The organism is Ruegeria sp. B11 (genome assembly GCF_056539785.1).
On sequence record NZ_JBQFVO010000007.1, the window covers coordinates 80,854 to 94,416 of the forward strand.

General features: G+C 57.5%; 12 protein-coding genes. 10 read left to right on the top strand and 2 right to left on the bottom strand.

The genetic code is table 11. The annotated features are described in order from the left end of the window. Positions 1 to 6 precede the first annotated feature (6 nt). Complete coding sequence (gene secA, locus ACR0I1_RS18675) at positions 7 to 2,724, bottom strand: preprotein translocase subunit SecA (protein WP_480707519.1); 2,718 nt, start codon at positions 2,722 to 2,724, stop codon at positions 7 to 9. Between the two features lie 176 nt (positions 2,725 to 2,900). On the opposite strand from secA, the gene ACR0I1_RS18680 reads away from it, so the two are divergent. The 3 genes from ACR0I1_RS18680 to mutT are packed head-to-tail and all read left to right on the top strand — an operon-like array spanning position 2,901 to position 5,375. After that, positions 2,901 to 3,749 carry a peptidylprolyl isomerase gene (locus ACR0I1_RS18680; RefSeq protein WP_480707520.1) on the top strand — a complete coding sequence of 283 codons (849 nt, stop codon included), beginning with the start codon at positions 2,901 to 2,903 and terminating at the stop codon, positions 3,747 to 3,749. 4 nt (positions 3,750 to 3,753) lie between these two features. Continuing rightward, positions 3,754 to 4,980 carry a bifunctional glutamate N-acetyltransferase/amino-acid acetyltransferase ArgJ gene (gene argJ, locus ACR0I1_RS18685; protein ID WP_170399294.1) on the top strand — a complete coding sequence of 409 codons (1,227 nt, stop codon included), beginning with the start codon at positions 3,754 to 3,756 and terminating at the stop codon, positions 4,978 to 4,980. Then, positions 4,977 to 5,375 (top strand): 8-oxo-dGTP diphosphatase MutT, encoded by a 399-nt coding sequence (mutT, locus tag ACR0I1_RS18690; RefSeq protein ID WP_223117286.1) that lies wholly within the window; start codon positions 4,977 to 4,979, stop codon positions 5,373 to 5,375. Before argJ ends, mutT begins: the two co-directional genes overlap by 4 nt. Before the next feature lie 16 nt (positions 5,376 to 5,391). Here mutT and ACR0I1_RS18695 read toward each other — a convergent pair whose 3' ends face one another. Next, entirely contained in the window at positions 5,392 to 5,901 is a 510-nt protein-coding gene (locus ACR0I1_RS18695) for an LCCL domain-containing protein (RefSeq protein WP_170613516.1), read from the bottom strand. Between the two features lie 189 nt (positions 5,902 to 6,090). Here ACR0I1_RS18695 and ACR0I1_RS18700 point away from each other — a divergent pair, with 189 nt between their 5' ends. From ACR0I1_RS18700 to ACR0I1_RS18730, 7 genes are all read left to right on the top strand, one after another. Then, entirely contained in the window at positions 6,091 to 8,034 is a 1,944-nt protein-coding gene (locus ACR0I1_RS18700) for an AMP-binding protein (protein WP_480707540.1), read from the top strand. Between the two features lie 75 nt (positions 8,035 to 8,109). Continuing rightward, on the top strand, positions 8,110 to 8,928 hold the full coding sequence (locus ACR0I1_RS18705) for an ABC transporter ATP-binding protein (RefSeq protein ID WP_170426283.1): 819 nt from the start codon (positions 8,110 to 8,112) through the stop codon (positions 8,926 to 8,928). A gap of 29 nt (positions 8,929 to 8,957) precedes the next feature. Beyond that, positions 8,958 to 9,944, top strand: a complete 987-nt coding sequence (locus ACR0I1_RS18710) for a branched-chain amino acid ABC transporter permease (RefSeq protein WP_170408767.1) — start codon at positions 8,958 to 8,960, stop codon at positions 9,942 to 9,944. 3 nt (positions 9,945 to 9,947) lie between these two features. Further along, positions 9,948 to 10,205 (top strand): hypothetical protein, encoded by a 258-nt coding sequence (locus ACR0I1_RS18715; protein ID WP_170408766.1) that lies wholly within the window; start codon positions 9,948 to 9,950, stop codon positions 10,203 to 10,205. A gap of 3 nt (positions 10,206 to 10,208) precedes the next feature. Then, positions 10,209 to 11,285, top strand: a complete 1,077-nt coding sequence (locus tag ACR0I1_RS18720; protein ID WP_170408765.1) for a branched-chain amino acid ABC transporter permease — start codon at positions 10,209 to 10,211, stop codon at positions 11,283 to 11,285. Between the two features lie 73 nt (positions 11,286 to 11,358). After that, the gene (locus tag ACR0I1_RS18725; RefSeq protein WP_170408764.1) at positions 11,359 to 12,642 is read left to right on the top strand and encodes an ABC transporter substrate-binding protein; all 1,284 of its coding nucleotides are present in this window, start codon (positions 11,359 to 11,361) and stop codon (positions 12,640 to 12,642) included. Between the two features lie 72 nt (positions 12,643 to 12,714). Then, positions 12,715 to 13,548 carry an ABC transporter ATP-binding protein gene (locus tag ACR0I1_RS18730; protein WP_170399269.1) on the top strand — a complete coding sequence of 278 codons (834 nt, stop codon included), beginning with the start codon at positions 12,715 to 12,717 and terminating at the stop codon, positions 13,546 to 13,548. Positions 13,549 to 13,563 lie beyond the last annotated feature (15 nt).

Consider the following 13,563-nt stretch of genomic DNA (forward strand, 5'->3'; position numbering starts at 1 on the left):
GTGACGTTAAGTCAACCTGCCGTGGCAATGTTTGAATTTTTTCCCCGAGCCACAGGGGCAAGGATCATTGCGTGACGGGTTACCCCAAGTCGAAGGATCATCCTCAACAAAACCCGGACGACTGTCACCAGACGCTTCAGCTTCGGCGATCGCCTCAGCATTCCCGGCAGCTTGATCCACAGCTTTCTGCGCCTGTGCCTGTTGCGCCGCCATCTGCGCGAGCATTTCCTTCTGTTCTTCTTCGCTCAGCGGGCGCACGCGCGACAATTGCTGAGTGACGGTTTCGCGCAAGGAATCAAGCATCCCTTCGAACAGCTGGAAGCTTTCGTTCTTGTACTCGTTCAGCGGATCGCGCTGTGCATAGCCACGGAAACCCACGACCGAGCGCAAATGCTCCAGCGTCAAAAGATGTTCGCGCCATTTGCCATCGATAGTCTGCAGCAGAACCTGCTTTTCGATGTTGCGCATGTTTTCCGGGCCAAAGGCCACGGCCTTCTGCGCCATCATTTCATCGGCGGCGTTGATCAGACGTTCGCGGATTTGCTCGTCATCCACGCCTTCCTCGGCGGCCCAGTCCTGAACCGGCGCATCGATGGTTAGCTTGTCTTTGACCGCTTCGTGCAGACCTTCTGTATCCCATTGATCTGCATATGATTTTGGCGGCATGAATTCGTCGATCATATCGTCGATCACCTGCTCACGCATATCGGACACGACATCCGACAGATCATCCGCTGACATGATTTCACGCCGCTGGCTGAACACGACTTTCCGCTGATCGTTCATCACGTCGTCGAATTTCAGAACGTTTTTGCGCATGTCAAAGTTGCGACCTTCGACTTTGGATTGCGCCCGTTCCAGCGATTTGTTCACCCAGGGGTGAATGATTGCCTCGCCCTCTTTCATGCCCAGCGTGGTCAGGACCTTGTCCAAACGTTCCGAACCGAAGATGCGCATCAGGTCATCTTCCAGGCTCAGGTAGAACACGGTGCGGCCCGGGTCACCTTGGCGTCCCGAACGCCCGCGCAGCTGGTTGTCGATCCGGCGGCTTTCATGACGTTCGGACGCCATTACGTAAAGACCACCGGCCTCCAGCACCTTTTCCTTTTCTTCCGCGTGCTTGGCTTCTTCTGCCGCACGCAACTCGGCCGGGTCAGCCTCGGGGTTTTCGGCCAGCGCCTGCAGCACCTTCATCTCGACATTGCCGCCCAGCTGAATATCGGTGCCGCGGCCCGCCATGTTGGTGGCGATGGTCACCGCACCCAGACGGCCGGCATCTGCCACGATCTGGGCTTCCTGTTCGTGCTGACGGGCGTTCAGAACGTTGTGCTCGATTCCCTCTTTGTCCAGCATCTGGCTGATCACTTCGGACTTTTCGATCGACGTGGTACCGACAAGAACCGGCTGACCTTTTTCACCGGCCTTTTTAACCTGTTCAATAATGGCACCGTATTTTTCGGCTGTCGTGCGATAGACCTGGTCGTCTTTGTCCTCACGCGCGATTGGTTTGTTGGTCGGAACCTCGACCACACCCAGACCATAGATTTCCTGAAATTCTTCCGCCTCGGTCAGCGCAGTGCCGGTCATGCCGGACAGCTTGTCATAGAGGCGGAAATAGTTCTGGAATGTCACGCTGGCCAGAGTCACATTCTCGGGCTGAATCTGTACGCCTTCCTTGGCTTCGATGGCTTGGTGCAGACCTTCCGACAAGCGGCGGCCCGGCATCATCCGACCGGTGAATTCGTCGATTAGCACCACATTGCCATCCCGAACGATATAGTCCTTGTCGCGTTGGAACAGTTTATGCGCGCGCAGGCCCTGATTGACATGATGCACTACAGTGGTGCTTTCGGGGTCGTACAGCGAATGCCCCTCGGGCAGCAGACCCGCTGAAAGCAGTTGCTGCTCCAAAAACTCGTTGCCTTCATCGGTGAACGTCACGCTGCGGCTTTTTTCATCGAGCGAGTAATGATCGTCCTGCAGCGTCGGGATCACGGTATCGATGGCAGTATAAAGGTCCGATCGGTCTTGTGCCGGCCCCGAGATGATCAGCGGTGTCCGCGCCTCATCAATCAGGATCGAGTCGACTTCGTCGACGATCGCGAAATTGTGGTGCTTCTGATAGACCTGTTCCAGATCGGCCTTCATGTTGTCGCGCAGATAGTCGAAGCCCAACTCATTATTTGTGGCATAGGTGATGTCACACTTGTACGCCGCCATCTTCTCGGCATCCGGTTGGCCCGACCAGATCACACCGGTCGTCATGCCAACGGACGCAAACACCTTGCCCATCCATTCCGAGTCGCGCTTGGCCAGGTATTCGTTCACCGTGACCACATGCACGCCCTTGCCGGTCAGAGCATTCAGATAGGCGGGGAAGGTGGCGACCAGGGTTTTGCCTTCACCCGTTTTCATTTCCGAGATGTTGCCCTGGTGCAGGAACAAACCACCCATCAACTGCACATCAAAGGCCCGAAGACCCAGGGCGCGCTTGGCCCCTTCGCGGACATTGGCAAATGCTTCCGGCAGCAAGTCATCCAGCTTTTCACCGTCCAGCGCTCGTTTGCGCAGCTCAGCGGTTTTCTCGATCAGGCCATCGTCGGTCAGGATCTCGAACTCCGGCTCCAGCGCATTGATCTTTTCGACCAGCGGGCGGGCCGCCTTGATCTTGCGGTCGTTCGGTGTTCCGAACACCTTTTTGGCGAGCGTTCCGAGTCCCAGCATGTTCACTCCAGCGGATCTGTTTTTTTCTTGGTTGCGACAGGCTTGCCCACCTTGCGCGCAGCCCCTAGATACGGGGGGTGAAAGGCGGCCCTGTCCAAGGCTTCAAAGCGATGTAAGGGGCAGGTTCCACAGTGTCAACGCTGCGCCCTGTCGCGGCAAAGAAATAGGATAATTCCATGCCCAAAGGCCTCACTTTTCTGCCATCGCTTGCGCTTGCTGCCGTGATGGCGTTGCCGCTGGCCGCCCAGGACGCACCGGATGCCAACACCGTGGTTGCCCGCGTGAACGGCGACGAGATCACATTGGGTCACGTCATCGCCACCGCCTCGGCGCTGCCGGCGCAGTATCAGCAGCTTGAAGATGAGGTGCTATATGATTTCATCCTCGAGCAACTGGTCCAGCAGCACCTGCTGAGCCTTGAACAGGAAGAGCTGAGTACACTAAACGCCCTTCGACTGGAAAACGAAACCCGGTCCCTGCGCGCCGTACAAACCGTCGAAGCGCTGACAGCCGCCAGTGTCACTGATGAGGCCATACAGGCCGCCTATGACACGCAATTCGCCGAGTTTCAGGGCGAAGACGAGTTCAATGCCAGCCACATTCTGGTCGAATCCGAGGACGAAGCCAAAGCTGTCAAAGCCCAACTTGAAGAAGGCGCAGATTTCGCTGAGCTAGCGAAAGAAAAATCCACAGGACCCTCTGGCCCCAATGGCGGTGCGCTGGGCTGGTTCGGCAAAGGCCAGATGGTGCCCGAGTTTGAAGGTGCCGTGCTTGGCCTTGAAAAGGGTCAGGTCTCGGATCCGGTGCAAACCCAGTTTGGTTGGCACGTGGTCACGCTGAACGACAAGCGCAAGACCGAGGCCCCCGAATTGGCGGTCGTGCGCGATGAATTGGCTCAGACCATTCGGCAAGAAGCAATTCAGGCCAAGATTGACGAGTTGACGCAGCAAGCGCAGATCGAGCGTCCCGCGCTCGAGGGCGCCGGCCCCGAGGTCATGCGCCAGCTGGAGCTGCTGCAGGAGTAACCCCGTGGCCACGATAACCAAGGTTTCACCGCTGGCCCCGGCGGCCTTCCCCGAATTGCCCGCGATCGACGGTGTGCGCTTCGCCACTGTCGAGGCTGGTGTCCGATATCAAGGCCGCACCGATGTGATGCTGGCCGTTCTTGATCCGGGCACCTCGGTGGCCGGAGTGTTCACCCGCTCGGCCACCCGTGCGGCCCCCGTTCTGGATTGTCAGGACAAGATCGGCGGGCCCGGCGACGGGCCTGCAGCGATCCTTGTGAATTCGGGCAACGCCAATGCGTTTACCGGCCATTACGGGCAGACCTCAGTGGCCGAGGTGACGCAAGCCGTCTCCAAAGCTACCGGTGTTGAGGTAGATCGGGTTTTTACCTCGTCGACCGGTGTCATCGGCGAGCCGCTGCCCCATGACCGCATCGTTGCACAGCTTGAGGCGTTGAAGGCGGGCCTCAGCCGTCACGCGATCGAGGACGCGGCGCGCGCGATCATGACCACCGACACCTTCCCGAAGGGGTCGTCGGCGCAGGTCGATATTGGCGGCCAAACAGTCTCTATTGCGGGGATAGCGAAGGGTTCCGGCATGATCGCGCCCGATATGGCGACGATGCTGGTTTATATCTTCACCGACGCTCAGATCGAGCAGACAGCGCTGCAGGCGATGCTGGGCGCGCAGACCGACCGGACCTTCAACTGCATCACTGTGGATAGCGATACCTCGACATCCGACAGCCTCTTGCTTTGCGCCACCGGGGCATCGGGCGTCGATGCCACCGGCAATGCCGCTTTCGCGCAAGCGCTGGAAACAGTGATGTTGGACCTTGCGCAGCAAGTGGTCCGCGACGGCGAAGGGGCCACGAAATTCGTCGAAATTCGTGTGACCGGCGCCGCCACGGATGCTGATGCCAAAACCCACGGGCTGGCTATCGCCAACTCCCCGCTGGTCAAAACCGCCATCGCGGGCGAGGACCCGAATTGGGGCCGCATCGTCATGGCCATCGGCAAATCCGGTGCTGCTGCAGACCGCGACCTTTTGAGCATATCGTTCGGAGACATCCTTGTGGCTGAAAAAGGCTGGGTCAGCCCCGACTACCGCGAGGAAGACGCTGCGGCCTATATGAAAGGTCAGGATTTGGTGATCGCAGTCGATCTGGGACTGGGTCAGGGCGCTTCCACCGTCTGGACCTGCGATCTGACCCACGGATATATCGAGATCAACGCGGATTATCGCTCGTGAAGACAGTATTGGTGTCTGCTGTCGCTCTGATCGACATCGAGGGCCGCGTCCTACTGGCCCAACGCCCCGAAGGCAAATCCATGGCCGGTCTCTGGGAATTCCCCGGCGGCAAGATCGAACCCGGAGAAACCCCCGAGGCCGCCCTGATCCGCGAATTGCACGAGGAACTGGGCATCGACACCTGGGCCTCGTGCCTCGCGCCGCTGACCTTTGCCAGCCACAGCTATGACGATTTCCACCTGCTGATGCCGCTGTATGCCTGCCGCAAATGGGAGGGGATACCGCAATCGAAAGAAGGACAGGCGCTGAAATGGGTGCGGGCGAATGATCTGAGGAACTACCCGATGCCTGCGGCAGATGTGCCGTTGATCCCGATTTTGCGGGATTGGCTATAAGCCCTTAAAAAAGACTCTAATCTGACTCAACTGGCAAAACGACAAAGCTCGGCAAATCACTGTGGTGCATGTCATTGCTGAACATATCGTTACGAAGGCAACCGACGTATTCTGCTTGAGGTTCCCTTTGTTCGATCCGGACTGGCCCGCCCTCACGCGTAGCAATTCCCGCATGCACCGCGGCCATACAAATGTTGCTCCACCAAGCGTACACTTCGCATCCCTGTACATTGAACGGCCGTATCCGTTGCGCCTCTTTTGTGCACATGCACTCAATGGGTAAGTCAAGTTCACCAATATGGCCGGGGCAATCCTGTAACTCATCGGCTGAAATCGGTCGACTCCCGCTACCAGCGATCACAAAAATCGCGATGGCCACAAATATGATCTGCTGAGCTCTATGCATTATCAATTCTATCACGAACTCACGCATTGCCCAAAGAAACGCGGAGGTTGTATTCGCTTTTGGCAGCGCTGGTTTATCCAGTTCAACGATTTTTACATCTTGTACAACTCGGAACTTCACTCCTCCGCCCCTGTTACAATTCGTAAGAATTGAGAAAACATCAGGCAAAACTTGACGCTGATCGTTACGACGTCCCTTATCGGGGCATTGGCGTTCGGGCACCATCCCGAACCCGCCATTTTCGGCCCGGGGAGGGGTCGGATGGGGAGGAGAAAAAGATTGGCTCAGACGCAGTCGGGCGCTGAAGGGATGGACTCTCTTCCGGCGCTATTACACCGCAATGTGACCCAGTTCGGGGATGCCCCGGCCTATCGGGAAAAGGAATTCGGGATCTGGCAATGCTGGACCTGGGCGGAAGCCGCCAAAGAAATCCGTGCCATCGCGCTTGGGTTTCTAGAACTTGGCGTTGAAAAGGGTGACCATATTGCTGTGATTGGTCGGAACCGTCCCGCCCATTACTGGTCGATGGTTGCCGCTCAGATGGTAGGCGCGGTGCCGGTGCCTCTGTATCAGGACTCGGTCGCCGAAGAGATGGCCTATGTGCTGGAACATTGCGGCGCGAAATATGTGGTCTGCGGTGATCAGGAGCAGGTCGACAAAGTCATCGAGATTCAGGAAAATCTCCATCAGGTCAAACACATACTTTATACCGACAAGCGCGGGATGCGGAAGTATGACCACTCGCAGATGAACGCGCTTGAGGACATCATGGCGGAGGGCAGCGCCGGTCATGCACGGTTTGACGCCGAACTGGACAAGCGCATCGCTGCGATCACCTATGACGACACCTGCGTAATGCTCTATACCTCGGGCACCACGGGCAAGCCCAAGGGCGTGGTGCTGTCGAACCGGAATGTCATCGAGAGCGCCAAGAACTCGGCCGAGTTCGATCGTCTGACCCGGAATGAAGATATTCTCTCATACCTGCCGATGGCGTGGGTTGGGGATTTCATCTTCTCCATCGGTCAGGCCTATTGGTGCGGTTTCTGTGTGAACTGCCCCGAAAGCGCCGACACGATGATGACCGACCTGCGCGAGATCGGGCCAACCTACTTCTTTGCTCCGCCGCGTGTGTTCGAGACGCAGCTGACCAATGTGATGATCCGGATGGAGGATGCGGGCAAGCTGAAACAACGGATGTTCCACCACTTCATGGCGCATGCCAAAAAAGTCGGTGGTCTGTTGCTGGACGGCAAGCCGGTGGGCTTTGGCGACAAGCTGAAATACGCACTGGGTAACCTGCTGGTTTACGGTCCGCTCAAGGACACTTTGGGCTACGGTAGGTTCCGTGTTGGCTATACAGCGGGCGAGGCGATTGGGCCGGAAATCTTTGATTTCTATCGCTCTTTGGGCATCAACCTGAAACAGCTATATGGTCAGACCGAAGCCACCGTGTTCATTACAGTGCAACCGGATGGGGAGGTACGGGCCGATACGGTCGGCGTCCCCGCACCGGATGTTGAGCTGAAAATCGACGATAAGGGTGAGATCCACTATCGCTCGCCCGGGGTGTTTGTTGAATATTACAACAACCCGGACTCCACAGCTTCGACCAAAGATGCCGAAGGCTGGGTCGCCACTGGGGATGCCGGGTTCATCGAGGAGAACTCGGGCCATCTGCGGATCATCGATCGCGCCAAAGACGTGGGCAAGATGGCCGATGGCTCGATGTTTGCGCCGAAATACGTCGAGAACAAGCTGAAGTTCTATCCTGACATTCTTGAGGTCGTGCTGTTCGGTAACAGCAAGGATCGCTGCGTAGCCTTCATCAATATTGACCTGACAGCTGTCGGAAACTGGGCCGAACGTAACAATGTGGCCTACGCGTCCTATCAGGAGCTAGCGGGTCATCCCCGTGTGTTAGAGACGATTCGGAGCCATGTGGAAGAGGTGAACAAGTCGGTTGCGGCGGATGAAATGCTGTCGGGCTGTCAGGTGCATCGTTTCGTGGTTCTGCATAAGGAACTGGATGCGGATGATGGTGAAATGACCCGGACCCGCAAGGTGCGGCGTGGGTTTGTCGAGGACAAATTCAGCGACATTATTGCGGCGTTGTACGACGGGTCGTCGAGCGTTTCGACCACGACTGAAGTGACCTATGAAGATGGTCGTAAGGGATCGATTTCTGCGACGTTGGAAATTGTCGATGCGCCAGTGGTTCCGGTCGCGCAGCACAAGGTGGCGGCGGAATGAGTGGGCTGACGCGCGCCGCTCGACCTGCGGTCATCGCCCCGCCCGCCGTCCCGTTTTTGTGTCAGGGAGGTTCTGATGCTGGATAACTCCGAAGGATATGTCACCGAAGACGGCCGCAAGATCGGCGGTGTGGTGATGGAGATGAAGAACATCACCCTGCGCTTTGGCGGCGTGGTGGCGATCAAGGATATCTCGTTCGACATCCGTGAGGGTGAGATCCGTGCGATCATCGGGCCAAACGGGGCGGGTAAGTCCTCGATGCTGAATGTGATCTCGGGCTTTTATGTTCCGCAAGAGGGTGAGGTTTGGTTTCACGGTGCCAAACGCCCGCCGATGCGGCCCTTTGAAGTAGCCCAGCAAGGGATCGCGCGGACGTTCCAGAACATTGCCTTGTTTGAAGGGATGAGCGTTCTGGACAACGTCATGACCGGGCGTTTGGGTTTTATGAAGACCAATATTCTTCAGCAAGCGCTGTGGAAGGGCAAGGCCGAGGCAGAAGAGACCGAGAATCGCGAGGCGGTCGAGAAGATCATTGATTTCCTTGAGATTCAGCACATCCGCAAAACGCCGGTGTCCCGGCTGCCTTACGGGTTGAAGAAACGCGTCGAACTGGCGCGCGCGCTGGCAGCGGAACCGAAACTGCTGCTGCTGGATGAGCCGATGGCCGGGATGAACGTCGAAGAGAAAGAGGACATGAGCCGCTTTATCCTCGACGTGAATGACGAGTTTGGCACCACGATTGCGCTGATCGAGCACGATATGGGCGTGGTAATGGATCTGAGCGACCGTGTGGTTGTGATGGATTACGGCAAAAAGATTGGTGACGGCACCCCGGATGAGGTGCGCAACAACCAAGAAGTCATTGATGCCTATTTGGGGGTCAGCCATGACTGAGGTCCGGGCAGAATTGGGGAGGGGCTGGCATGCCTGAACAATTAATCTTCGCGATGGAGGTCATCCTCAACGGTCTGATGGCTGGGGTGCTGTATGCGCTGGTCGCGCTGGGCTTTGTGTTGATCTACAAGGCGTCGGGGATTTTCAATTATGCCCAAGGGGTTATGGCCCTGTTTGCGGCGATGACGCTGGTCGGAATCATGAACGGGCAGGTGCCTTTTGCGCACCTGATCAACGCGACTTTCGGCACGCACGTCTATAATTTTGGTTGGAATGTGCCCGCGTTGCTTGCGATTATTCTGACCATGGCCGTGATGGTGTTGCTGGCCTGGTGCGTGCAGCGGTTCGTGATGCGCCATCTGGTCGGACAGGAACCGATCATCCTGTTCATGGCGACCATCGGTCTGGCCTATTTCCTTGAGGGCGTCGCCGACCTGATGTGGGGGTCCGAGATCAAGACGCTGGATGTGGGTCTGCCGCAGGGTATCAACCTGTGGATTGACGAGACGACTTTTAACATCTTCGACTACGGTTTCTTCATCGACAATCTGGACATCGTGGCCACGATCATCGCAGCACTTCTGGTGGCGGCTCTGGTGGCGTTCAGCCAGTACACCAAGCAGGGTCGGGCGATGCGTGCGGTGGCGGATGACCATCAGGCGGCGCTATCGGTCGGGATTTCGCTGAACTTCATCTGGATCATGGTCTGGTCGGTCGCCGGGTTTGTGGCGCTGGTCGCGGGCATCATGTGGGGCACCAAATCGGGCGTCCAGTTCTCGCTGTCGCTGATCGCGCTGAAGGCGCTGCCGGTGCTGATGCTAGGCGGGTTCACCTCGATCCCCGGAGCCATTGTCGGTGGCCTGATCATCGGTGTGGGTGAGAAACTGTTCGAGTTCGCCATCGGCCCAATGGTTGGCGGTGCGACTGAGAACTGGTTTGCCTATGTATTGGCGCTGATATTCCTCGTGTTCCGACCTCAAGGCCTGTTCGGCGAGAAGATCATCGAGAGGGTGTAGGGCGTGACCAAGCTGATTGCCATCATCAACGTGATCGCATGGGCGGGGTTTTGGGCTTTCGGCTACATCGCCCTGACATCGAGCGATCTGACCGAGGGCCAACTTGTGATCGCTGTAATTCTGGCCTTTGCCGGGCTGGTCATGGGCATCCTGGCTTACATGAAACTGGTGCGCGCTTCCGAGGCCACCGGATATGCCAAAGGGTCCAATCAACTGGACGCCGCTGCCCGCAATCGGGCGCAGGAAGAATGGGGAAAGTAAGTTATGTTCTATCGTGAGGCCGGGGATTTCAAAACCTCATATATCGCCGACAGCCAGACTTTCCCGATCAAGTTTGACCGGTATCGGTATTATGTCGTGCTGGCGGTGGCGTTCGGGATCATTCCGTTCATCATCAACGACTATTGGGCCAACGCGCTGCTGCTGCCATTCCTGATCTATGCCATCGCTGCGATCGGGCTGAACATTCTGGTGGGCTATTGCGGACAGGTGTCGCTGGGCACCGGCGGGTTCATGGCTGTGGGGGCCTATGCCTGTTACAAGTTGATGACGGCCTTTCCCGATGTTAGCATGTTCATCCATGTGATCCTAGCCGGCGGCATCACCGCCATTGTGGGTGTCCTATTCGGCTTACCATCACTGCGGATCAAAGGCTTTTATCTGGCGGTTGCCACGCTGGCGGCGCAGTTCTTTCTTGTGTGGCTGTTTAACCGGGTGCCGTGGTTCTACAACTACTCGGCCTCGGGCCAGATCAATGCGCCGGAACGCGACGTATTTGGGATCATCATCACCGGCCCGAATGCTCCGGCATGGGCGACTTATCTGTTCTGCCTGATCTTCCTGACCGTCTGCGCGATCATCGCGCGTAACCTGACCCGCGGCACCACTGGTCGTACCTGGATGGCAATCCGCGACATGGACATCGCGGCCGAGATCATCGGGGTGAACCCGCTCAAGGCCAAGCTGACCGCCTTTGCTGTCAGTTCGTTCTTCGTGGGCGTGGCCGGCGCGCTGTTCTTTGCGGTCTATCTGGGCGCGGTCGAGGTTGGCGAAGTGTTCGGCATTCAAAAATCGTTCCTGGTGCTGTTCATGGTGATTATCGGCGGATTAGGGTCTATTTTTGGATCCTTTGCCGGTGCCGCCTTCCTCGTGCTGCTGCCAGTCGTTTTGAAACTGCTTGGCGTCGATCTGCTGGGCTGGCCCACAGATATCGTGGCGCACCTGAACCTCGTCATCGTCGGTGCTCTGATCATCATGTTCCTGATCCTCGAACCGCACGGTCTGGCGCAGCTCTGGCGTGTGGCGAAAGAGAAACTCAGACTCTGGCCGTTCCCGCACTAAGGACCGGCCCAACGAAAAGACGGGTGTGAAACCCGAAACCCAACATCGGATCAACCAAGGGAGGAGACACCCGATGAAAAAGAAACTGGCAACCCTGGCGCTGGGCGCCGTGATGGCCGCAGGTCCGGTCATGGCCGACCTCGTATTCCCGTCGCTCAGTTACCGGACCGGGCCTTATGCGGCCGGCGGTATCCCATTTGCGGACGGATATGCCGACTACTTCACACTGCTGAACGAACGCGATGGCGGTATCGGCGGTGTTGCGGCCAACGTGATCGAATGCGAGACCGGATATAACACGGAAAAAGGCGTGGAATGTTATGAATCGACCAAGGGCGAAGGTGCTCTGGTCTATCAGCCCCTGTCCACCGGCATCACCTATCAGTTGATCCCTAAAGTGACCGCAGACGGCATTCCGCTGCACACAATGGGTTATGGCCGCACCTCGGCGGCGAACGGTAAGGTGTTCAGCAACGTGTTCAACTATCCTGCCAACTACTGGAACGGGGCGTCGGGCGCGATCAACTATCTGCTGGACGAAAACGGTGGCGACTTGAGCGGCAAAAAGATCGCGCTGGTCTATCACAACTCGGCCTATGGCAAGGAACCGATCCGTACGCTGGAAACACTGGCTGAAAAACATGGCTATGACCTGACCCTGCTGCCGGTCGACCACCCCGGTCAGGAGCAGAAGTCGCAGTGGCTGCAAATCCGCCGGGAAAAGCCCGACTATGTGATCATGTGGGGCTGGGGCGTGATGAACCAGGTCGCCGTGCAAGAAGCCGCCAATATCCGCTTCCCGATGGAGAACTTCATCGGCGTCTGGTGGTCCGGGGCCGAGTTTGATGTTGAGCCTGCGGGTGATAAGGCCACCGGTTACAAAGCGCTGACCTTCACCGGTCTGGGCGACGACTATCCTGTCTATGACGACCTGAAGAAATATGTCGTCGATGCGGGCAAAGCTGCAGGCGCCGGTGATCAACTGGGTACGGTGCAGTACAACCGCGGCCTCTATGCTGCGATGCTGGCCGCAGAAGCAGTGAAAACCGCGCAAGAAATGCACGGCACTGCCGAGATCGACGCATCGATGATGCGCGATGGCATGGAGGCGCTGGAGATCACCAACGCCAAGATGGAAGCGCTGGGTATGGCCGGTTTCGGACCTGAATTCGCGGTCTCATGCGAAAACCACGGCGGCCCAGGCCTTGTCGGTGTTGTTCAGTGGGATGCAGCGGCGGGTACCTGGAACTCGATTCAGGGCTTCGAACCGACTGACGCTGAGGTCATCAACGCACTGATCGACGAAGACTCGGGCGCATATGCTGCTGAGAACAATATTTCTCAGCGCTGCGAATAAGGTGCTCTGAACCAAACGGGGCGGCGGATCGCTGCCGCCCCGAACCCCACACTCGCACAAGGACACGCGCTGATGTTGGATGCGGCACAAACCACTGACGTGCAGGCGGAAACCCTGCTTGAGGTCAACAATATCGAGGTGATCTACAACCATGTGATCCTTGTTCTGAAAGGCGTCAGCCTGACTGTGCCCAAGGGCGGCATCACAGCCCTACTGGGTGGCAATGGTGCGGGCAAGACAACCACATTGAAGGCCGTGTCGAACTTGCTGCATTCGGAACGGGGCGAGGTCACCAAAGGCTCGATTAAATATCGCGGCGAGGGCGTGCATGAAAGCGACCCGGCTGCCTTGGTGGAGAAGGGCGTCATTCAAGTCATGGAAGGCCGCCACTGTTTCGAACACCTCACAGTCGAAGAAAATCTGCTGACCGGTGCCTATACCCGTAAGGACGGGTCTGCCGCGATCCAGCAGGACCTGGAACTGGTTTACAATTACTTCCCACGCTTGAAGGAACGCCGTCGTAGTCAGGCCGGTTATACTTCGGGTGGTGAGCAGCAGATGGTTGCGATGGGCAGGGCTCTGATGTCACGGCCCGAGACCATCCTTCTTGATGAACCCTCAATGGGTCTAGCCCCGCAACTTGTCGAAGAGATTTTTGGCATCGTAAGGGACCTGAACGAGAAGGAAGGCGTGTCCTTCCTGCTGGCTGAGCAGAACACAAATGTGGCTCTAAGGTTTGCTCATTACGGTTATATTCTGGAATCTGGCCGCGTGGTGATGGACGGCCCCGCCGCTGAATTGCGCGAAAACCCGGACGTAAAGGAATTTTATCTTGGCATGTCTGACGAAGGCCGAAAGAGCTTTCGAGACGTGCGCTCATACCGCCGCCGCAAGAGATGGCTGTAAGCGGGTGGAGGATAT